Annotated in this window: 18 protein-coding genes; 5 read left to right on the top strand and 13 right to left on the bottom strand. The window is 70.0% G+C overall.

The window, feature by feature from the left end; genetic code table 11:
• The first annotated feature begins 16 nt into the window (after window positions 1-16).
• Window positions 17-1,594, top strand: coding sequence for a beta-N-acetylhexosaminidase (locus L0P92_RS20450; RefSeq protein ID WP_308289739.1), 1,578 nt, complete (start codon window positions 17-19; stop codon window positions 1,592-1,594).
• Window positions 1,595-1,730: 136 nt separating this feature from the next.
• Here the strand turns inward: L0P92_RS20450 and L0P92_RS20445 are convergent, their stop codons facing one another.
• The 10 genes from L0P92_RS20445 to L0P92_RS20400 all read right to left on the bottom strand — a co-directional run bounded on the left by L0P92_RS20445 (window position 1,731) and on the right by L0P92_RS20400 (window position 14,749).
• Window positions 1,731-3,503, bottom strand: a complete 1,773-nt coding sequence (locus L0P92_RS20445) for an IucA/IucC family protein (RefSeq protein ID WP_234764236.1) — start codon at window positions 3,501-3,503, stop codon at window positions 1,731-1,733.
• A complete protein-coding gene (locus L0P92_RS20440; RefSeq protein ID WP_234764235.1) occupies window positions 3,500-4,051 on the bottom strand; it encodes a GNAT family N-acetyltransferase in 552 nt (183 codons plus the stop codon). Before L0P92_RS20440 ends, L0P92_RS20445 begins: the two co-directional genes overlap by 4 nt.
• On the bottom strand, window positions 4,048-5,325 hold the full coding sequence (locus L0P92_RS20435; protein ID WP_234764234.1) for a lysine N(6)-hydroxylase/L-ornithine N(5)-oxygenase family protein: 1,278 nt from the start codon (window positions 5,323-5,325) through the stop codon (window positions 4,048-4,050). The genes L0P92_RS20440 and L0P92_RS20435 overlap by 4 nt, the downstream gene beginning before the upstream one ends.
• A complete protein-coding gene (gene desA / locus L0P92_RS20430) occupies window positions 5,309-6,751 on the bottom strand; it encodes a lysine decarboxylase DesA (protein WP_234764233.1) in 1,443 nt (480 codons plus the stop codon). Before desA ends, L0P92_RS20435 begins: the two co-directional genes overlap by 17 nt.
• Before the next feature lie 150 nt (window positions 6,752-6,901).
• Window positions 6,902-7,711 carry a siderophore-interacting protein gene (locus tag L0P92_RS20425; protein ID WP_234764232.1) on the bottom strand — a complete coding sequence of 270 codons (810 nt, stop codon included), beginning with the start codon at window positions 7,709-7,711 and terminating at the stop codon, window positions 6,902-6,904.
• Window positions 7,712-7,821: 110 nt separating this feature from the next.
• Window positions 7,822-8,868: an ABC transporter substrate-binding protein gene (locus tag L0P92_RS20420; RefSeq protein WP_234764231.1), complete on the bottom strand. Its 1,047-nt coding sequence runs from the start codon at window positions 8,866-8,868 to the stop codon at window positions 7,822-7,824.
• 198 nt (window positions 8,869-9,066) lie between these two features.
• A complete protein-coding gene (locus tag L0P92_RS20415) occupies window positions 9,067-10,227 on the bottom strand; it encodes an acyl-CoA dehydrogenase family protein (RefSeq protein ID WP_234764230.1) in 1,161 nt (386 codons plus the stop codon).
• 6 nt (window positions 10,228-10,233) lie between these two features.
• On the bottom strand, window positions 10,234-11,178 hold the full coding sequence (locus L0P92_RS20410; RefSeq protein WP_234764229.1) for a hydroxymethylglutaryl-CoA lyase: 945 nt from the start codon (window positions 11,176-11,178) through the stop codon (window positions 10,234-10,236).
• Complete coding sequence (locus L0P92_RS20405) at window positions 11,175-13,106, bottom strand: ATP-binding protein (RefSeq protein WP_234764247.1); 1,932 nt, start codon at window positions 13,104-13,106, stop codon at window positions 11,175-11,177. Before L0P92_RS20405 ends, L0P92_RS20410 begins: the two co-directional genes overlap by 4 nt.
• A 26-nt stretch (window positions 13,107-13,132) precedes the next feature.
• Window positions 13,133-14,749: a carboxyl transferase domain-containing protein gene (locus L0P92_RS20400; protein ID WP_234764228.1), complete on the bottom strand. Its 1,617-nt coding sequence runs from the start codon at window positions 14,747-14,749 to the stop codon at window positions 13,133-13,135.
• A 96-nt stretch (window positions 14,750-14,845) separates the two neighbouring features.
• Between L0P92_RS20400 and L0P92_RS20395 the strand changes: the two genes are divergently transcribed.
• The 4 genes from L0P92_RS20395 (at window position 14,846) to L0P92_RS20380 (ending at window position 18,372) form a co-directional block, all read left to right on the top strand.
• Window positions 14,846-15,442, top strand: coding sequence for an SACE_7040 family transcriptional regulator (locus L0P92_RS20395; RefSeq protein WP_234764227.1), 597 nt, complete (start codon window positions 14,846-14,848; stop codon window positions 15,440-15,442).
• 63 nt (window positions 15,443-15,505) lie between these two features.
• The gene (locus L0P92_RS20390; RefSeq protein ID WP_372497290.1) at window positions 15,506-16,189 is read left to right on the top strand and encodes a DedA family protein; all 684 of its coding nucleotides are present in this window, start codon (window positions 15,506-15,508) and stop codon (window positions 16,187-16,189) included.
• Window positions 16,190-16,300: 111 nt separating this feature from the next.
• The gene (locus L0P92_RS20385) at window positions 16,301-17,458 is read left to right on the top strand and encodes an acyl-CoA dehydrogenase family protein (protein ID WP_048584058.1); all 1,158 of its coding nucleotides are present in this window, start codon (window positions 16,301-16,303) and stop codon (window positions 17,456-17,458) included.
• 47 nt (window positions 17,459-17,505) lie between these two features.
• Window positions 17,506-18,372, top strand: a complete 867-nt coding sequence (locus L0P92_RS20380) for an acyl-CoA thioesterase (protein ID WP_234764226.1) — start codon at window positions 17,506-17,508, stop codon at window positions 18,370-18,372.
• A 73-nt stretch (window positions 18,373-18,445) separates the two neighbouring features.
• On the opposite strand, the gene L0P92_RS20375 is transcribed toward L0P92_RS20380, so the two are convergent.
• From L0P92_RS20375 to L0P92_RS20365, 3 genes are all read right to left on the bottom strand, one after another.
• Window positions 18,446-19,627, bottom strand: a complete 1,182-nt coding sequence (locus tag L0P92_RS20375; protein WP_237695853.1) for an acyltransferase family protein — start codon at window positions 19,625-19,627, stop codon at window positions 18,446-18,448.
• Window positions 19,628-19,800: 173 nt separating this feature from the next.
• Complete coding sequence (locus L0P92_RS20370; RefSeq protein WP_234764225.1) at window positions 19,801-20,592, bottom strand: phosphatase; 792 nt, start codon at window positions 20,590-20,592, stop codon at window positions 19,801-19,803.
• Between the two features lie 74 nt (window positions 20,593-20,666).
• On the bottom strand, window positions 20,667-21,651 hold a 985-nt coding region (locus L0P92_RS20365), incomplete at its 5' end, for a PucR family transcriptional regulator (protein ID WP_234764224.1).

Here is a 21,651-nt window from a genome sequence, read left to right as displayed (position 1 = left end):
ATGGAAGGACGGTTTGGTGAGACAGCGCCACAGAACGTTCCGCCTTCTCGGTTCCCTGCTGCTGGTCGCGATGGGCGCCTCGGCGACGGGCGCCGCCCCGGCCCGGGGGCCGGCCTCGCCCACCCCGCTGGACCGGGTGGTCCCGGCGCCCGCCTCGGTCGACCCCGGCGGATCCCCGTACCGCATCACCCGCGACACCCGCATCAGGGTGGACGACTCCCGCGAGACCCGCCGCGTGGGCGAGTACCTCGCCGACATCCTGCGCCCCTCCACCGGCTACCGGCTCCCCGTCACCGCCCACGGCTCGGGCGGCATCCGACTGCGCCTGGCAAAGGGCACGTTCGGCGCGGAGGGCTACCGCCTCGACAGCGGGCGGGGCGGCGTCACCATCACCGCCGCGGGGGCCGCCGGCCTCTTCCACGGCGTGCAGACCCTGCGCCAACTGCTCCCCGCGGCCGTCGAGAAGGACTCCGTCCAGCCCGGCCCCTGGCTGGTCGCGGGCGGCACGATCAAGGACACCCCGCGCTACGGCTGGCGCGGCGCGATGCTCGACGTCTCCCGGCACTTCTTCACCGTCGACCAGGTCAAGCGGTACGTCGACCAACTCGCCCTGTACAAGATCAACAAGCTGCATCTGCATCTGAGCGACGACCAGGGCTGGCGGATCGCCATCGACTCCTGGCCGCGGCTGGCCTCGTACGGGGGCTCGACGCAGGTCGGGGGCGGGGCCGGTGGGTACTACACCAAGGCCGACTACAAGGAGATCGTCCGGTACGCCGCCTCCCGCCATCTGGAGGTCGTCCCCGAGATCGACATGCCGGGGCATACCAACGCCGCGCTCGCCTCGTACGCCGAGCTGAACTGTGACGGGGTGGCTCCGCCGCTGTACACCGGGACCGAGGTCGGGTTCAGCTCGCTGTGTGTCGGCAAGGACATCACGTACGACTTCGTGGACGACGTGATCCGGGAGCTGGCGGCGCTGACGCCGGGGCGGTATCTGCATATCGGGGGTGACGAGGCGCACTCGACCAGCCACGAGGACTATGTGCGGTTCATGGAGCGGGTGCAGCCGGTTGTCGCCAAGTACGGGAAGACGGTGGTGGGGTGGCATCAGCTGACTGGCGCCACTCCGGCGGCTGGGGCCGTCGCTCAGTACTGGGGGCTGGACAGTACGAGTGCGGAGGAGAAGGCGCAGGTTGCGAAGGCCGCGCGGAACGGGACCGGGGTTGTTCTGTCTCCGGCTGACCGGGTCTACCTCGACATGAAGTACACCGCTGATACGCCGTTGGGGCTGGACTGGGCCGGGCTGGTCGAGGTGAAGCGGTCTTACGACTGGGATCCGGGCGACTATCTGCCCGGGGTGCCGGCTTCGGCGATCCGGGGTGTTGAGGCGCCGATGTGGACGGAGACGCTCAGTCGGTCGGCCGACCTTGAGTACATGGCGTTTCCTCGGTTGGCGGGGGCGGCGGAGTTGGGGTGGTCGCCGGCTTCTACGCATGGCTGGGAGGGGTACAAGGTGCGGCTGGCTGCGCAGGGGCCGCGGTGGGAGGCGTTGGGGATCAACTTCTACCGGTCGCCTCAGGTGCCTTGGTGATTCGTCTGCCGGCCGGTGGGGGCTGGTCGCGCCCACGCGGCGGAGCCGCACATTGATACAGCCCCGCGCCCCTAAAAGCAAAAAAGACGGGCACCCCGGAGGACCGTACTCCAGGGTGCACGCCTGTCTGGAGGGGCTACAGCCCTGCTATCGGGTTCCTCAGGTTGCCCACCAGTTGCAGGGCGCCGGCCGGGTCCGCCAGGTCGACCATCTGCTTGTTGTTGCGGAGCTGGAGGCGGTTGAGGCAGGACAGGGCGAACTCGGAGGCGAACATGTCGTACTGCTTGAACTTGTCGGCGAGTTCGGGCACCGAGTGCTGGTAGTCCCGGGTGACCTCGGCGACCGTGCGCCAGAAGTCGTCCTCCTCCAGGATTCCCTCGGCGGCGAGGTTCGCGGCGAGGAAGCGGAAGAAGCAGTCGAAGACGTCCGTGAAGATGGACAGCAGCTTCTTGTCCTCGGGGACCTCCACGCGGAGTCGTTCCACCGTCGGCGGGAGGACCGCGTCCGGGTCCATGACGGCGATCTCCTCGGCGATGTCCTTGTAGATCGCGCGTTCGACGACGCCGTCCTTGAGGACGAGGATGACGTTCTCGCCGTGCGGCATGAACACCAGGTCGTAGGCGTAGAAGCTGTGCAGGAGCGGGGTGAAGTAGGCCTTGAGGTAGCGGCGCAGCCACTCCGTGGGGGTCAGGCCCGACCGTTCGATCAGGGCCCCCGCGAAGGACGCGCCCTCGTGGTCGACGTGGACCAGGGAGGCCATGGTGGCGAGCGACTCGCCGTCCCGGAGGGAGGAGACCGGGCTCTCGCGCCAGAGCGCGGCCAGCATCTTGCGGTACGGCGAGTAGCGGTCCGTCGCGGCCTCGTACTCCAGGTGCCGGTAGCCGACGGCGGCGCGCTCGCGGATGATCGACAGGCCGGTGTCGCACAGGATCGGGTCGCCGGCGATCAGCTGGGCCAGCCAGTCGTTGATGGCCGGGGTCGCCTCCATGTACGCCGCCGAGAGGCCGCGCATGAAGCCCATGTTGATGACGGACAGGGCCGTCTTGACGTAGTGCTTCTCGGGGCTGGTCGTGTTGAAGAAGGTGCGGATGGACTGCTGGGCCAGGTACTCGTCGTCGCCCTCGCCCAGGCAGACCAGGTGCCGCTGGGCGACCTCGGCGGCGAAGGTGACGGTGAGCTTGTTCCACCACTGCCAGGGGTGGACCGGGATGAGGAGGTAGTCGGCGGGGTCCAGGTCCTGCTCGCGCAGGACGGCGTGGAAGCGCTCGACGGTCTCCGTGCCCAGTTCGTCGCGTACGAAGGACTCGTACTCGATGCCGACGCCGGCCGTGAAGGCGGCGCGCGAGCGGTGGGCGGCGAGCCAGACCAGGCGGACCGGGCTCGCCGTCTCGGGGGCGTACGACAGGTACTCGTGCATGCCGAAGCCGAGCCGGCCGTTGTTGGCGACGAAGCAGGGGTGGCCCTCGGTCATGCCGGTCTCGATGGCCTGGAAGCCGCTCCTCGCCAGCTCGGCGACCGGGACCTGCGGCTTGGTCAGCTTGTAGCAGATGCCGGAGAGAGTGGAGGAGATCTCCTCCAGGTAGACCGGCAGCACCTCGTCGCTCAGGCCCAGGGACTTCTGCAGCTCGATGAAGAAGTCCAGGGCGGCGAGCGGGCGCTCGGCGCCGTCGCGGTGGCGGGTGATCGAGTCGGCGTCGACCTGCCAGTGGTCGAGGGCGCGGACCGTGGCCGTGAAGGTGTAGCGGGTCAGGCCGTCGTCGCTGCGGACGGCGTAGGTGCCGTCGCCGGTGGCCTCGGGCGTGATCAGGCGCTCGTGGGCGAACTCGGCGAGGGCCTTGCGGATCAGGAGGCGGTTGGCCCGCGCCCAGCGGTGGGGGGACAGATGCGCTACGGCGTCGGACAGGGTCATACGGCAACTCCTCGGGCGGCCTCGAACTGCTCACGGGTGCAGAAACTCAGCAGCGCCTTCTTCTCCGGCTTCTGGATCTCGCGCTCGGGCACGAAACCGACGGCTTCGTTCAGGGCGTGGACGGCCTTGTTCGACACGTCCGGTTCGACGACCACGCGCCGCACGTCCGGGTCCTCGAAGAGGTGCGCCATCACGGCGGTGATGACGGACCGGGTGAAGCCGCGGACGGGACGGTCGGTGGGCGGCGTCAGGAAGTGCATGCCCACGTCGCCCGGCAGCGGCTCGTACAGGCCGGCCAGTTCGCGGTGGACGGGGTCGTACTTCTCCATCAGGAAGGCGGGCACGCCGTCCTCGTCGAGGCCGAGCAGCGCGTGGTGGTGCTCGTCGGCCGCGATCTCCATGTACGCCCGCTCGACGTCCACCAGGCTCGCGTCCTGCATCATCCAGAAGGCGGCCTTGGGGTGGGTGACCCAGGCGTGCAGGAGCTCGGCGTCCTTCAGGGGGTCCAGGGGGCGGAAGGTGAACGTACTGGTGGCTGTGGTGCTCATACGGAGAACTCCTGGAACGCGATCGTCTTCTCGACCGGGTAGTACTCGGTGCCGAGCAGCTCGCGGATGATGTACGCGTTCCGGTAGGGGCCCATCCCCAGGTCGGGGCTGGTGATGCTGTGCGTGTGGACGCCGGCGTTCTGGAGGAAGACCCCGCGGCCGGTGACGTCGATCGCGTAGTTGCGGGCGACGTCGTAGTTGCCCTGCGAGTCGTACACCAGGCGGTCGCGCACGGGCCTGAGGAACTCGGGCTCGGCGTACTTGTAGCCGGTCGCCAGGACCAGGCCCTGCGAGTCGAGCTCGAAGTCCTTCTGCTGCTCCTCCTGGCGGAAGGAGAGGGTGTACGTGCCGTTCTCGTACCGCGCGCCGTTCAGCGAGGAGTTGGTCAGCAGCCGGGTCGGGACCGGGCCGCCGAGGTTCTTCTGGTAGAGCAGGTCGAAGATCTCGTTGATCAGATCGCCGTCGATGCCCTTGAACAGGCCCTTCTGCTCGGCGGTGAGCCGGTAGCGGGTCGCCTCCGGCAGCTCGCGGAAGTAGTCGACGTACTCCGGGGACGTCATCTCCAGCGTGAGCTTGGTGTACTCCAGCGGGAAGAAGCGCGGGGAGCGGGTCACCCAGTTCAGCCGGTAGCCGTGGACGTCGATCTCGCCGAGCAGGTCGTAGTAGATCTCTGCGGCCGACTGGCCCGAGCCGACCAGCGTGATCGACTCCTTCTTCTGGAGCTCGGCCTTGTGCTGGAGATAGCGGGAGTTGTGGATGAAGTCGCCGCCGAGCTCCTGGCAGGCCTCGGGTATGTAGGGCGGGGTGCCGGTGCCGAGGACCAGGTGACGGGCGCGGTAGGTGTCACCGGCGGCCGTCCGCACGACGTACACCTCGTCCTCGTACGTCACCTCGGTGACCGTCGTGCCGAAGCGGACGCTGCTCAGTTTGTTCGCGGCCCAGCGGCAGTAGTCGTCGTACTCGACCCGTAGGGGGTAGAAGTTCTCGCGGATGTAGAACGAGTACAGCCGCCCTTTCTCCTTCAGGTAGTTCAGGAAGGAGTACGGCGAGGTCGGGTCGGCGAGGGTGACCAGGTCCGACATGAACGGGGTCTGGAGGTGGGCGCCTTCGAGGAACATGCCGGCGTGCCACTCGAAGTCGGGCTTGGACTCCAGGAAGACGCCTTCGAGTTCGTCGATGGGCTCGGTGAGGCAGGCGAGGCCGAGGTTGAACGGACCGAGTCCGATGCCCACGAAATCGTAGGTCTTGGTCGGGTTTTCAGGACGCGCGGTCAAGGGACTCTCCCAGGTACTGCTCGGCGTGGCCGGCGATCAGGTCGAGGACGGCGGCGATGTCCTCGGCCGTCGTCTCGGGGTTGAGCAGGGTGAACTTCAGGTAGTGACGGCCCTGGACCTTCGTGCCCGCGACCACCGCGTCGCCGGAGGCGAACAGGGCCTTGCGGGCGTACAGGTTGGCGCGGTCGATCTCGGCGGGGTCGGTGACGGCCGCCGGTATGTAGCGGAAGACCAGGGTGGACAGGGTCGGCTCGACCACGACGTCGTAGCGCGGGTCGGCGGCCAGCAGCCGCCAGCCCTCCACCGCCAGGTCGCAGACCTCGTCGAAGAGCTGCCCGATGCCGTCGGCGCCCATCACGCGCAGGGTCATCCACAGCTTGAGGGCGTCGAAGCGGCGGGTGGTCTGCAGGGACTTGTCGACCTGGTTGGGGATGCGCTCGGTGACCATGCGCTTGGGGTTGAGGTACTCGGCGTGGTACGTCGCGTGGCGCAGGGTCGAGGCGTCTCGGACCAGCACGGCGGAGGAACTCACCGGCTGGAAGAAGGACTTGTGGTAGTCGACGGTGACCGAGTCGGCGCGCTCGATGCCGTCGATACGGCCCCGGTACTTCACGGACGCGAGCAGTCCGCAGCCGTAGGCGGCGTCGACGTGCATCCAGGTGCCGAACTGCTCGCACAGCTCGGCGATCTCGGGCAGCGGGTCGATGGAGCCGAAGTCGGTGGTGCCGGCGGTGGCGACGACCGCCATGGGGACGAGACCGTCGCGGCGGCAGCGCTCCAGTTCACGGGCGAGGGCGACGGTCTGCATGCGCTTGTCGTGGTCGACGGGTATGGAGACCACGGAGTCCTGACCGAGGCCCAGCAGTTTCGCGGACTTCTTCACGCTGAAGTGGCTGACCTCGGAGGCGAAGATGCGCAGTTTGGCGAACGAGTCGGTCTTGGCCTCCTCGCGGGCGAGGAGCAGGGCCTGGAGGTTGGACTGCGTACCGCCCGAGGTGAAGACCCCGTCGGCGTTCTCGCCGAGCCCGATGCGCGCCGTCGTCCAGTCGATGAGCTTGCGCTCGATGAGGGTGCCGCCGGCCGACTGGTCCCAGGTGTCCAGGGAGGAGTTGACGGCGGAGAGGATCGCCTCGCCGAGGACGGCGGGGATGACGACCGGGCAGTTGAGGTGGGCCAGATAGCGGGGGTGGTGGAAGTAGATCGCGTCCCGCAGGTAGACGTCCTCCAGCTCGTCGAGGACCGCGGCGGTGTCCAGCAGCGGCTTGTCGAGGTCGATCGCGTCGATGGCGGGGGAGAGGGCGTCGACCGTGACGCCGGTGAACGGACGTTCGGTGGCGGCGAGTTTGGCGGCCACCCGCTCGATACCTTCGGTCACGGAGCGGCGGTACTGCTCCGCGGTCGTGTCATTGAGCAGGTGCGAGCGCATGGGGAGGTCCTCCGGTGGGGACGGGCCGTGATGTGCGGGGTGGTACGGGTGCTGCGGCTGGCGTCGTGCAACTTAGGTTAGCCTAACCTAAGTAACTCGGGATGAGGGCAGCCTCGATCGTGACCGTGATCACTCCGGTCTCGGGGGCAACTACTCCGCGGCGCGCAGCTGTTCTTCGGTCATCCCGTGCCGCCAGTAGCCGACGAACGTCACCCGGCGCCGGTCGACCCCGCGTTCACCGACGAAGTGCCGGCGCAGCGCCTTCACCCGGCCGGACTCGCCCGCGATCCAGACGTACGGGTGCTCGGCGGTGGGGAGTTGGGCGGTACGGATGGGGTCGAGGGCTTCCTGCCCGACCAGCCAGGTGACTTCGGCGTCCGCCTCGGTCACCAGGTCCTGGATGTCCGCCGCGTCGTGCACCTCCAGCCACACCCGCGCACGGGTGCCGGAGGGCAACGACTCAAGGATGGCGGAGACGGCGGGTACGGCCGTCTCATCGCCCCAGACGACGACGAGATCGGTGTCCTCCGGCGGCCGGAACCGGATCGCCCGGTTGTCGGCGACGGCCGGCCCGAGCAGCAGGACCCGGTCCCCGGCAGCGGCACGCGAGGCCCAGTCGGAGGCGGGCCCGGCCGGGGTGTGCAGCACGAAGTCGATGTCGATCTCATCGGGGTTCCGCCGCAGCGCACGCAACGTGTACGACCGCATCACGGCCCGCACGTCGTCCGGCAGTTCCCGCCACCCCTGCCACCACCCGTCCCCGAGCTCCAGCGGAACCTGCGGCTCCGTCTGATGGGGGTGCGGCAGGAACAACGACAGCGACTGGTCACGCCCGTCGGAGAAGAAGCACGCCAGATCGTCCCCACCAAAGGTCACCCGAACCATGGACGGCCCGAGCCGCCGAGTCCGTACGACATGCAGGGAGAAGAACCGGAACGGGGCGGCGACGGCGGTGGTCATGGGGGGCAACTCCTGAATCGACGTCAGGTGTGCCTACTCAGGGGCGCGGGGAACTGCGCGACCAGCCACAACGGACCCGCAGTCGCCCCACAACCTCAAGTGGCACCTAATTAGGCGACCTTCTTGGCCTTCTCGATGGCCTCGGCAAGGCTCGTCAGCAACGGCGTGCACTTGTCGTACGACAGAATCGGCTCCGGCGACCGAGCGATGACCTGCCCCGCCTTCACCGCGGGCAGCTTCTTCCACGTCGCCTCAGTGATGTCAGCGGGCTGAATCGTCGAGGACCGGTCGTCCATCATGATGATGTCGGCCGGGTACTTGTCGACGTTCTCCCAGCTCAGCGACTCGAACCAGCCGCCGCCCTCCTTCTTCGCGCTCTCCGGCGGCTCGACGAAGTTCACGCCGAGGGCCTTGAAGTACTCCAGGTCGATGGAGAGGTTCGTGCCGGAGACGTAGAAGATGTCCTGGCTGGCGGAACCGGCCATCACCTTGATCTCGGGGCGGGCCTTCGCGGCCTTGCGCAGCCGCTCGGCCGCGGCCTCGAAGTCCTTCTTGGCCTGCACGGCCTTGTCGGCCTTCAGGTCCGCGCCGAGGGACTCGGCCAGCGCCCACATCCGCTCCAGCGGCTGGGTCAGCTGACGGTCGTAGACGGAGATGGCGACGCTCGGGGCGAGCTTGGCGATCTTGTCCTTGGACGCCTCGGGGACGTACCAGAGGGTGCCGGCGCTGTCGAAGGTCGTGGAGAGGAGGACCTCAGGGGCGAACGCCGCGTACTTCTCGACGTTGAACTGGTCCCAGACGTTGCCGAAGACGGTCAGCTTGGTGACGTCCATGTCGCCGGCCTGGACGTCGGCCTTGCCGTCCTGCGTCGTGGTCGGGCCGAAGACGCCCTTGACCTCGACTCCGTAGTCGTACAGGGCGGCCGCGACACCGACGAAGGCGACGATCTTCGTGGGTACCTTGTCGAGCTTCACCGTGGTGCCACGGTCGTCCTTGAAGCTCCAGGGGCCCGACTTCGCGGCGGTCGTCTCCTCGCCGGAGCCACCGCTTTTCGCGTCGTCGTCTCCGCAGGCCGCGAGCACGGCACCGAGGCCGAGTGCGCCGCCCGCGGCGAGGATGCCGCGGCGGGTGAGGTGGGTGGCTCTGGCGTTGGACATGGCTACGCTGCTTTCGAACAGGGCGGATCACGCGCCGGACAATTCGAAGGTAGGTTAGCCTAACCTCAGCTGATGTCCAGGGGTGGGGGCCCTTGTGATCGAAGTTGTGCGCGGCCTGTGAAGCCATCACATAAGTCAACAAGGCCCAACGACCTTGCAATCAAGGGTAGTTGGGCCTTGCTCAAGCGGTCGACCGGCTCAGCCCACCAGCCCCAATTCCCGCGCGATCAGCATCCGCTGCACCTCGCTCGTGCCCTCGCCGATCTCAAGGATCTTGGAGTCCCGCCACATCCGGGCCACCGGGTACTCGTTCATGAAGCCGTAGCCGCCGTGGACCTGGGTGGCGTCGCGGGCGTTGTCCACGGCGATCGTGGACGAGTACAGCTTGGCGAGCGCCGCCTCCTTCTTGAAGGGTTCGCCCGCGACCAGCCGCGAGGCCGCGTCGCGCCAGGCCAGACGGGCCGTATGGGCCTTCATCTCCATGTCGGCGATCTTGAACTGGATCGCCTGGTTGGCGCCGATGGGGCGGCCGAAGGCGTGCCGTTCCTTGGCGTACTTCACCGACTCGTCCACACAGCCCTGCGCCAGGCCCGTCGCCAGCGCCGCGATGGCGATCCGGCCCTCGTCCAGGATGCGCAGGAACTGGGCGTACCCGCGGCCCTCCTCGCCCAGCAGGTTGGCGGCCGGGACACGGACGTCGGCGAAGGACAGCTCGCGGGTGTCGGAGGCGTTCCAGCCGACCTTGGAGTACGGGGCGGCGACCGTGAAGCCGGGGGTGCCGGACGGGACGATGATCGACGAGATGAGCGGCTTTCCGTCGGGCTTGCGGCCGGTCACCGCCGTCACCGTGACCAGGCCCGTGATGTCGGTGCCGGAGTTGGTGATGAAGCACTTGGTGCCGTTGATCACCCATTCGCCGGTCCCCGGGTCGAGCCGGGCCGTCGTCCGGGTCGCGCCCGCGTCCGAGCCGCCGTCGGGTTCCGTCAGCCCGAAGGCGCCGAGGATCTCACCGGAGCACAGCCTCGGCAGCCACTCCCGCTTCTGCTCCTCGGTGCCGAACAGATGGATCGGCATCGCGCCGAGCGAGACGCCCGCTTCGAGTGTGATGGCGACCGAGGAGTCCACGCGGGCCAGCTCCTCCAGCGCGATGCCCAGCGCCAGATAGTCGCCGCCCATGCCGCCGTACTCCTCCGGGAACGGCAGACCGAACAGCCCCATGCGGCCCATCTCCCGCACGATCTCGTACGGGAACTCGTGGTGCTCGTAGTACTCGCCGATCTTGGGGGCCACGACATCGTGGGCGAACTCCTCCACCGTGCGGCGGAGTTCCTCCAGTTCGGGGGAGAGACGGTGGTCCATGACTGTTCACTGCTCCTTGTGGGAGAGGGCTCGGACGGTGCGGGACGGGCTGGGTCGGCCCAGTCGTTCGGCCATCCACGCGCTCGTGGCGACGAGACGGCCCAGGTCGACCCCGGTGTCGATGCCGAGGCCCTGAAGCATCCACACGAGGTCTTCGGTGGCGAGATTGCCGGTGGCTGACTTGGCGTACGGGCAGCCGCCGAGGCCGCCCGCCGAGGCGTCGACCGTGGTGACGCCGTGCTGGAGAGCGGCGTAGGTGTTGGCCAGCGCCTGGCCGTAGGTGTCGTGGAAGTGCACGCCGAGGACGTTCGTCGGTACGCCCTCCTCGTTGAGTGCGGAGAGAAGCTCCAGCACATGGCCGGGTGTCGCCACGCCGATGGTGTCGCCGAGGCTCAGCTCGTCGCAGCCAATGTCCCGCAGTGCCCTGCACACCCGCACCACCTGGTGGACCGGGACCGGACCCTCCCAGGGGTCGCCGAAGCACATCGACACATAGCCGCGCACATGCAGGCCCTCGTCCTTCGCGCGCCGGACGACCGGCTCGAACACCGCCAGCGACTCGTCCAGCGTGCGGTTGAGGTTGGCCTTGGCGAAGGACTCCGTGGCGCTGGCGAACACGGCGACCCGCCGGGCGCCCAGGGCCAGGGCGCGGTCCAGGCCCCGGTCGTTGGGGACCAGGACCGGCAGATGGACGCCCTCCAGTCCGGCGACGAGCGGGAACAGCTGCTCGGCGTCCGCGAGTTGGGGCACCCACTTGGGGTGGACGAAGCTGGTGGCCTCGATGGTCGTCAGCCCGGCCTGAGCGAGCCGGCGGACGAACTCCGCCTTGACCTCGGTCGGCACGGTCGACTTCTCGTTCTGCAGGCCGTCGCGCGCGCCGACCTCGTGGATCCGGACGCGGGCGGGCAGGTTCGCCGCCGGTACGGCCATGGGGAGACCCTCGACTGTCATTCCTCAGCCTCCTCGTGCGGTGCGACGACCGCCAGCACCTGGTCCATGGCGACCGTGCTGCCCGGTGTGACGTCCAGTTCGGCGACCGTGCCGGCGTGCGGGGCGGAGATGACGTGCTCCATCTTCATCGCCTCCACCACCAACAGGCTCTGTCCCGCGCTCACTTCGTCCCCTACGGCGACCTTCACGACCGTCACCGTCCCCGGCATGGGCGCGGTGAGCGAGTCGGCGCCCGCGTGGGCGGCCCCGGTGAGCGAGGCGGCCACCGGGTCGTGGTCGCGCACATGCCAGGCGTCGCCGTCCCGGCCCAGCCAGTCGCCCGCCCGGTGGAAGGTGTGGCGGACGCCGTCCAGGGTGACGGCCACATGGCCGTCCGTGACATCGGCGCTGCCGCGCGGGACGTACTCCACCGGCTCCTGCACCCGGAGGTGGAACCCGACCGGCTTGGGGGCTCCGCCGAGACGCCAGCCGCTCGGCACCGAGAACGGGTCCGTCCACCCGGCACCGCGAGGCCGCAGCGCGTCCAGCCGTACGGCCGCCGCCGCCTCGTACACCTCGTCCGGTACGTCCGTGGCGACCAGGTCGTCCACCACGCGCTCGACCAGCCCGGTGTCCAACTCCCCCTCGACGACCGCCGGATGCGCGAGCAGCCGCCGCAGGAACCCGGCGTTGGTCTGCACGCCCAGCGTGACCGTCTCCGCGAGGGCGGCCCTGAGCTTGCGGAGCGCCGTGGCGCGGTCGGGGCCGTACGCGATCACCTTGGACAGCATCGGGTCGTACAGGCTGCCGACCTCCGTGCCCTCGCTGAGCCCGGAGTCGGTGCGGACGCCGTCGCCCTGGGGCTCGCGCAGCCGCAGCACCGTGCCGCCGGAGGGGAGGAACCCGCGCGCGCCCGCCTTTACGGACACAGTCTCCGCGCAGATACGGGCCTCGACGGCATGCCCGGTGAGCCGTACGTCCTGCTGCCCGAAGGCCAGCGGTTCGCCCGCCGCCACCCGCAGCTGCCACTCCACCAGGTCGAGGCCCGTGACCAGCTCGGTCACCGGGTGCTCGACCTGGAGGCGGGTGTTCATCTCCATGAAGTAGTACGAGGACGGGTCGCCGCCCGGCACGATGAACTCCACCGTGCCCGCGCCCCGGTACCCGCACGCGCGGGCCGCCTGCACGGCCGCCTCGCCCATCGACGCGCGCGTGCTCTCGTCCAGCAGGACGGACGGCGCCTCCTCGATGATCTTCTGGTGCCGGCGCTGCAGCGAGCACTCGCGCTCGCCCAGGTGGACGACATTGCCGTGGCCGTCCGCCAGCACCTGGAGCTCGATGTGCCGGGGCCGGTCCACCCACCGCTCCACCAGCAGCGTGTCGTCGCCGAAGGAGGCGCGGGCCTCACGGCGGGCGGCGGCGATCTCCTCCTCAAGGACGGAGAGGTCCCGCACCAGCCGCATACCCTTGCCGCCACCGCCCGCCGACGGCTTGAGCAGCACCGGCGCGCCCAGCTCACGGGCGGCATCGGCAAGTTCGGGGTCGCGTCCGCCGGGCACGACCGGCACCCCGGCCGCCTTCGCCGTCTCCTTGGCACGGATCTTGTCGCCCATCAGGGAGATGGCATCGGCAGGAGGCCCGATGAACACCAACCCGGCGTCGGCGCACGCGCGCGCGAAGGCGGCGTTCTCCGCGAGGAAGCCGTATCCGGGGTGCACGGCCTGCGCGCCGGTGCGGGTGGCCGCCTCCAGCAGCCGCTCCACGGACAGATAGCTCTCGGCCGCCGGCGCCGGACCGAGCCGTACGGCGGTGTCGGCCTCCCGGACGTGCCGCGCGTCGGCGTCCGCGTCGGAGAAGACGGCCACCGAGCGCACACCCAGCGAGCGGAGCGTACGGATGACCCGTACGGCGATCTCGCCCCGGTTGGCCACGAGGACCGTGTCGAACATGGTCTGCGTCATCGTCACAGTCCCCCTCACATCCGGAAGACGCCGAACTGGGGCTCACCCAGGGGCGCGTTGGCACAGGCGGTCAGGGCGAGGCCCAGCACCTGACGGGTCTCCAGCGGGTCGATCACACCGTCGTCCCAGAGGCGGGCCGTGGCGTAGTAGGCGTTGCCCTGGCGCTCGTACTGCTCGCGGATCGGCGCCTTGAAGGAGTCCTCGGCCTCGGCCGGCCAGTCCTCGCCGCGCGCCTCCAACTGGTCGCGCTTGACCGTCGCGAGGACGGAGGCGGCCTGCTCGCCGCCCATCACGGAGATCTTGGCGCCCGGCCACATCCACAGGAAGCGGGGCGAGTACGCCCGCCCGCACATGGAGTAGTTCCCGGCGCCGTACGAACCGCCCACCACGACCGTCAGCTTCGGCACGCGGGTGCAGGCCACCGCCGTGACCATCTTGGCGCCGTGCTTGGCGATGCCGCCCGCCTCGTAGTCCTTGCCGACCATGAAGCCGGAGATGTTCTGCAGGAAGAGCAGCGGGATGCCGCGCTGGTCGCACAGCTCGATGAAGTGGGCGCCCTTCTGGGCGGACTCGGAGAACAGGATGCCGTTGTTGGCGACGATGCCGACCGGGTGGCCGTGGACACGGGCGAACCCGGTGACGAGGGTCTGCCCGAACTCGGCCTTGAACTCGGCGAAACGGGAGCCGTCGACCACGCGCGCGATGATCTCGCGTACGTCGTAGGGGGTGCGGGAGTCGACGGGGACGGCGCCGTAGAGACCGTAGGGGTCGACCTTGGGCTCCACGGCGGGCTGGACCTCCCAGGGGAGCGCGTCGCGCGCGGGGAGGGTCGCCACGATGTTCCGCACGATCCGCAGCGCGTGCGCGTCGTCCTCGGCGAGATGGTCGGTGACACCCGACACGCGCGCGTGGACGTCGCCGCCGCCGAGCTCCTCCGCCGTGACGACCTCACCGGTGGCCGCCTTCACCAGCGGGGGTCCGCCGAGGAAGATCGTGCCCTGGTCGCGGACGATGACGGCCTCGTCGCTCATCGCCGGGACGTACGCCCCGCCGGCCGTGCACGAGCCGAGCACGGCGGCGATCTGCGGGATCCCGGCGCCCGACATCCGGGCCTGGTTGTAGAAGATCCGCCCGAAGTGCTCGCGGTCGGGGAAGACCTCGTCCTGCATCGGCAGGAAGGCGCCCCCGGAGTCGACGAGGTACAGGCACGGCAGCCGGTTCTCCAGGGCCACCTCCTGCGCGCGCAGGTGCTTCTTCACGGTCATCGGGTAGTACGTGCCGCCCTTGACCGTGGCGTCGTTGGCGACGATCACGCACTCGCGCCCGGCGACCCGTCCGATCCCGGCGATGACACCGGCCGCCGGGGCCTGGCCGTCGTACATGCCGTCGGCCGCGAGGGGCGCGAGCTCCAGGAAGGGGGAGCCCGGGTCGAGGAGGGTGTCGACGCGGTCGCGCGGCAGCAGCTTGCCGCGGGCGGTGTGCCGGGCGCGCGCCTTCTCACCGCCTCCCAGCCGGGCGGCGGCCAGCTTGCCGCGCAGCTCCTCCACGAGCGCCCGATGGGCCTCCTCGTTGGCCCGCCAGGCCTGAGACGCGGGATCCGCCGCGCTCACAAGCTCCGGTGCCTCGTGCATCCTGCGGTCCCCTCACCAGTGGTCCACCAGTTAATGAGCGTTAACGCATTTCCTTCAGGTTAACGACCGCTAACCTCCCTGTCTAGAATTGCTTCCATGGCCACCAGAACCGACGCCCCCACCCGCCGCGAGCAGATCCTCAAGGAGGCCGCGCGGCTCTTCGCCGAACGCGGTTTCCACGGTGTCGGCGTGGACGAGATAGGCGCCGCCGTGGGCATCAGCGGCCCCGGTCTCTACCGCCACTTCGCCGGCAAGGACGCGATGCTCGCCGAGCTGCTCGTCGGCATCAGCGGCCAGCTGCTGACGGGCGCGAAGCGGCGCCTCGCGGAGGCCGACGGCGTGCCGCCCGAGGCGGTCCTCGACTCCCTCATCGAGGGCCACATCGACTTCGCCCTCGACGACCGCCCCCTGATCACCCTGCACGACCGCGAGCTGGACCGCCTGCGCGACAGCGACCGCAAGCTCGTACGGCAGCTCCAGCGGCAGTACGTCGAGCTGTGGGTGGAGATCGTGCGCGAGGTCTACCCGGAGCTGACCGAGCCGACGGCCCGCTCGGCCGTCCACTCGGTGTTCGGCCTGCTCAACTCGACCCCGCACCTGGGCCGGCCGGGCTCGCTGCCGGGACGGGGCGTCACGGCTCAGCTGCTGCACCGGATGGCACGGGGAGCGTTCGGGGCGGCCGGGGTGGAGTGAGCCGTCCGGGGTGGCCCCCTGTACTCACGCCGCCCTTAGGTCAAGACTTAGTAAAGTAGCGGCGTGATCATCGCTGCTGCGGCCGACGCCCCCGTCGGCGGAGTCGCCGGCTGGGCCGCCGACCTGATGGAGAAGATGGGCGGTCCCGGTGCGGGGCTGGCCATCGCCCTGGAGAACCTCTTTCCCCCGCTCCCGAGCGAGGTGATCCTGCCGCTCGCGGGATTCACGGCCAGTCAGGGGCGGATGGACGTCGTCGCGGCCGTCGCCTGGACGACTGCGGGCTCGGTGGTGGGCGCGCTGGCCCTCTATCTGCTCGGCGCGCTCTTCGGCCGGGAGCGGCTGATCGCGGCGGCGGCGCGGCTGCCGCTGGTGAAGGTCGCGGACGTGGAGCGGACCGAGGCGTGGTTCCTGCGGCACGGCACCAAGGCCGTGTTCTTCGGCCGCTTCATACCGATCTTCCGCAGCCTGATCTCGATACCGGCCGGCGTGGAACGCATGCGGCTGCCCCTCTTCCTCGCCCTCACCGCGGCCGGCAGCCTCATCTGGAACGCCGCCTTCATCGCCGCCGGCTACGCGCTGGGCGCCCGCTGGCACGAGGTCACCGACCTGGTCGGCCTCTACTCCAAGGTCATCCTGGTAGCCGTGGTCGTGGCGGCCCTGGCCCTGGTGGCCGTACGGCTGCTGCGGTCGGGGCGGGGGACGCGGCGGCGTCCGGCCCGGCGGAGCGAGGAGGATGTACGGGTCTGAGCGCGGCGAGCGTGACGAGCGTTACGGACCTTGACCTCTGGACGCCTGTGGATACTCGCCGGTACGGTTGAGTGAGCAAGCGCTTAGACATGTACCGGTGGAGGTGGCGGCGTGCGCCGTACTGTGTTCAGTGAGGATCACGAGGCGTTCCGGGAGACCATCCGCGCCTTCATCGAGGCCGAGGTCGTCCCGGTCTACGACGAGTGGTTCGCGGCCGGCCAGGCGCCGCGCGACTTCTACTACAAGCTCGCCGAGCTCGGCGTCTTCGGCATCCGCGTCGACGAGGAGTACGGCGGCGCCGGCATCGACTCGTACAAGTTCGAGGCGGTGATGTACGAGGAGACCGCCCGCGCGGGTGTGCAGTTCGGCGGCTCCGGCGTGCACGTGCTGCTCGGCCTGCCGTACATCAAGATGCTCGCCTCCGACGAGCAGAAGAAGCGCTTCCTGCCCAAGTTCGTCTCCGGTGAGGAGATGTGGGCCCTCGCGATGACCGAGCCGGGCACCGGCTCCGACCTCGCGGGCATGAAGACCACCGCCAAGCTCTCCGAGGACGGCACGCACTACGTCCTCAACGGCGCCAAGACCTTCATCACCGGCGGCGTCCACGCCGACCGCGTCATCGTCTGCGCCCGCACCGACGCGCCCAGCGCCGAGGACCGCCGCCACGGCATCTCCCTGTTCGCCGTGGACACCAAGTCCGAGGGCTACTCCGTCGGCCGCAAGCTCGACAAGCTCGGCCTGAAGACCTCCGACACCGCCGAGCTGGCCTTCGTCGACGTGAAGGTCCCGGTCGAGGACCTCCTCGGCGAGGAGAACAAGGGCTTCTACTACCTCGGCCACAACCTCGCCTCCGAGCGCTGGGGCATCGCCTTCGGCGCCTACGCGCAGGCCAAGGCCGCCGTCCGGTTCGCCAAGGAGTACGTCCAGGACCGCACCGTCTTCGGCAAGTCCGTCGCCTCCTTCCAGAACACCAAGTTCGAGCTGGCCGCCTGCCAGGCCGAGGTGGACGCCGCCGAGGCCGTCGCCGACCGCGCCCTGGAGGCCCTGGACGCCGGTGAACTCACCCCCGCCGAGGCCGCCTCCGCGAAGCTCTTCTGCACCGAGGTCGCGCACCGCGTCATCGACCGCTGCCTGCAGCTCCACGGCGGCTACGGCTTCATGAACGAGTACCCCATCGCCCGCCTGTACGCGGACAACCGCGTCAACCGCATCTACGGCGGCACCAGCGAGATCATGAAGTCGATCATCGCCAAGGACATGGGCCTGTAGGGAGCCCCGCAAGGCTCCCGCAACTTCCTGCCAGTAGAAAAGGTGCCATGAACGAGGCACTACAGGGTCTCCTCGATCTGCTCGACCTGGAGCAGATCGAGGAGGACATCTTCCGCGGCCAGTCCCGCTCCGCCGTCGTCCCGCGCGTCTTCGGCGGCCAGGTCGCGGCCCAGGCCCTCGTCGCCGCCGGGCGCACGGTCCCCGCGGACCGGCCCGCCCACTCGCTCCACGCGTACTTCCTGCGCATGGGCGACCCGGGCGCGCCCATCGTCTACAACGTCGACCGCATGCGCGACGGCCGCTCCTTCACCACCCGCCGCGTCGTCGCCGTCCAGCACGGCAAGCCGATCTTCGCGCTGTCGGCGTCCTTCCAGACGTACGAGGAGGGGCTGGACCACCAGACCCCGATGCCGCCCTCGCCCGACCCGGCGTCGCTGCCCACCTCCGAGGAGCGGCTGCGCGGGTACGACCACCTCGACCCGGCGGTCGTCGAGCGGTTCCTGGAGGCACGCCAGGCGGTCGACCTGCGCTATGTCGACGAGCCGCCGTACGGCAGGTTCGGCGAGCCGCGTGAACCGCACTCCCAGGTCTGGTTCCGCACCAACGGCAAACTCGCCGACGACCCGCTGCTGCACGTCGTCCTCGCCACGTACGTCTCCGACATGACCCTCCTCGACTCCGTCCTGCTCGCGCACGGCCGGGGCGGCTGGGCCGTCGGCGACGTGGTCGGCGCCTCGCTGGACCACGCCATGTGGTTCCACCGGCCCTTCCGCGCCGACGAGTGGCTGCTGTACGACCAGGAGTCGCCGTCGGCGTACGGCGGGCGGGGCCTCGGACAGGCCCGGATCTACACGCAGGACGGACGGCTCGCGGTGTCCGTGATCCAGGAGGGCGTGGTCAGGGTCCCACGGTGACGGCTGGCCGGCCTCCTGGCCGGGAACGTCGACCGTCACCCCGGCCACCCCGGGCGGTTCACCCCCGGGCGGCTCATCCCCGCGCGTTCCGCAGTCGGGCGAACGACGTGTCCAGCCCGCTCTTCAGCAGCCGCGCCGCCGGCCGCTCCACATACCGGTGGACCAGCCAGCTCAGCCCCAGGAACGCCGCGATCACCACGGCGACCAGCAGCCGGGGGTCCATGGTGTCCCGCAGCCGGCTGATCAGCGTCGTACCGGCGAGGTAGTGCGTGAGGTACAGCGGATAGGTCAGGGCGCCTGCGGTGACCAGCCACTTCCAGCGGACACGGTCCGTGTGGCCCAGCGCGACGGCGACCATGAACAGCAGGAACGCCGTGTAGATCAGCGCGCTGCCGCGCCAGCCCGAGACATGCTCGACGGAGTCGATCCGGCGCCCGATCTCCATCTGCGCCATCAGCCACGACATGGCCAGCATGCCCCACAGCAGCAGGTCCTGGCCGAACCGGTACATCAGGTAGAGCACGAGACCGGCGATGAAGAACCAGGCCGCGACCGGGTTGACGATCAGGATCATCAGACGGAGCTCGGAGATCGGCGCGAGCATCGCGGCGGTGCCCCAGACGCAGCAGAACACCACGACCCTGCGATAGGTGAGCCCCATGGCGACCACCACGAGGAACAGCAGATAGAACCGCAGCTCCGTCCACAGGGTCCAGTACACGCCGTCGACGTGCGGTGAGGCCGAGCCGGACTGGAGCATCGTGAGGTTGAGCAGGATGTTCCGCAGCCGCAGCCGCTCCCACACGCCGGGCAGCGCCATGACGACGGCCGTGGTGAAGGCGATGGCGAACCAGTACGCCGGGTAGAGCCGGATGACCCGTGAGACGAAGAACTGCCGCGGGGTGCGGCCCCAGCACGACATGCAGATCACGAAGCCGCTGATGACGAAGAAGATCTCGACGCCGATCCAGCCGTAGGTGGAGAAGTGGAACACCGTGGGCATGATCTCGGACACCGGCCGGCCCCAGACGTTGTTGCCGGGCTGGTCGAGACGGTCGGTGCCGGCGTAGTGGTGGACGGCCACCAGCAGGGCGGCGAGCAGGCGGAGACCGTCGATGACGTACAGCCGGCGTCCCTCCCGCGCGGGCGGCGCCGACCGCTTCCGTATCGGGGCCGGGCCCGGCGGGCGTTCGGGCACCGTCTCGGCGAGCGGGGGGAGAGGCTGGGCGGGAAGCCTCGCGTGTCGTCTGTCCAAACCGTGCATCATCGGCACCATCCGTTCCCCTGAAACGCTCCGTCACGTCCGTTCCTGGTTGAACAGACAAGGACGTGTCTCAGGGGGATGTGTGCAGAGATGCGACCGCCATGAAGAAATCCCTCAGCGTTCGCCGAGATTTCAACGTGACCGCGTACAACCCCTGTCCGGCCTTACTCGGCCAGGCCCGCCTCACGCAGCAGATACGCCGTCATCGGGTCGTAGTGGCGCGGGCTGACCACGTGGTCGTCCAGCGGCACCACGACCTGCACCGTGCCCTCCGCCTCCGCGAGGAACAGCGCCGGGTCGTTGCAGTCCGCGTAGCCGACGGAGTCCACGCCGTGCTGGCCGGCGTAGCCCGCCCAGCCGTGGTCGGCGACGACCAGGTCCGGCAGCGGACGCTCCTCGCGCTCCAGGCCCGTCAGGATGGCCTTCATCGGGTCGCCGGAGTGGGTGTGCCAGAGGGTGGCGCCGTGTTCGAGGACCGCCACGTCGGCGAACTGCATGACGTAGCCCTCGTCGGTCTGGAGGCCCTCGGGGATCACCACGATCTCGCAGCCCGCCGCCCGCAGTGCCTGCGCCGTCGCGCGGTGCACGTCCAGCAGACCGCCCGGGTGACCGGTCGCGAACAGCACCCGCTGCTGGCCGTCCGCCGCCTTGCGCAGCCGGGCCGCCATGCGCTCCAGCGCGGCCACCGTCAGCTCGGGGTCGATGGTGTCCTGGCCGTGGCGGTGCTCCGCGTCGTCGTTCACGCCGACGCGCTCGGCCATCACCGCGAGCACGTCCTGCTCGTCGGTCCAGCGGTCGCCGAGCTCCAGGCCGAGCCAGTAGTGGCGATTGCCGTTCGCCAGCTGGCGGTAGTGGGAGAGGTTGTTCTCGCGGGGGGTGGCGACGTCGCCCGCGATACGGGTTCTGACGAGATGGTCGACGAGCTCGGCGCGGCTGGGTGTCCCGGGTATCGGCATGGCTCCCATTGTGAGGCAGACAACTGTGGGAACGCCCGGCTCCGGGGCGCGTGCGACGTGGGTCACTGTGTGGATCACCCTTCGCCCTGCCGCAGGGCGAACCACAACTCCATCCGTACGTCCGGGTCGTCCAGGTCCGTGCCGAGGAGCGTCGCGCAACGGGCGATCCGCTGGCGGACGGTGTTGCGGTGGACGGACAGGGCGACGGCCGTGCGGTCCCAACTGCCGTGCAGGGAGAGCCAGGTGCGCAGGGTCTCCGTCAGGGGCGGGGTGAGGGGCGCGAGCAGGGCGCGGGCGTGCGACTCCGCCGCGTCCGGGGAGAGCAGGTCCGTCAGGGCCGGGCGGTGGGTGCCGTGCCGGAACAGGGGGGTGCGGGTGGCCCGGGCGCGGGACAGGGCCCGGGCCGCCTGGGTGTCGGCCGCCGGCCACTCCTCGGCGGACGCGGGGGCGCTCACGCCCAGGGTCCAGCCGGGCTGCGGGACCGGTTCGCGGTCCGCCGGGGCGAGGACGCGTACGACGTCCTGCGCGAGGTCGACCAGCGGCGAGCCGAGGGCCGCGCCCAGCGCCGAGGCCGCCACCGGGTCGCAGGGCTGGCTGTCGGGACGGCCGTGCACCACGAGCCAGCGGTCCGCGCCGAGGAGCGGAGCCACCGCCCGCGGCTCGGCGCCCAGCAGCAGCCGTACGAGCGCCGACGACCGAGCCGCTCCCGACCCGCTCTGTTGCTCGCCGGTGAGGAGAGAGAGGAGCACGGCGGCGACGGAGGCGATGGTGTGGTCGCCGGGGTCCCGGCGCGGAGCAGCGACCCCGAGGACGAAGCCCTGTCCCGCGCCGAGGGCGTAGGCGGCGAGGTGGGCGCCGGCGGCGGTGTCGGTGGCGGAGGTGGGGGTCCCCGGACCCGAGGGACGTACGACCGCAGCAAGCTCGGCCAACGCCCCGGCCACCACCCTCTCCGGCCCTCGCCCCACCTCCTGAGGCCCTCGGCCTGCCCCGTCCGGTCCCGGTCCGGCCTTCTCCGGCGCCCGTCCGGTCTTCTCCGGTCCTCGGCCTGCTTCCTCCGGC

Origin of the sequence: Streptomyces muensis (genome assembly GCF_021474425.1) — a bacterium.
Taxonomy (GTDB): domain Bacteria; phylum Actinomycetota; class Actinomycetes; order Streptomycetales; family Streptomycetaceae; genus Streptomyces; species Streptomyces muensis.
Note: the sequence above shows the minus strand (reverse complement) of the source record. Positions and strands in the feature narration are given on the sequence as shown.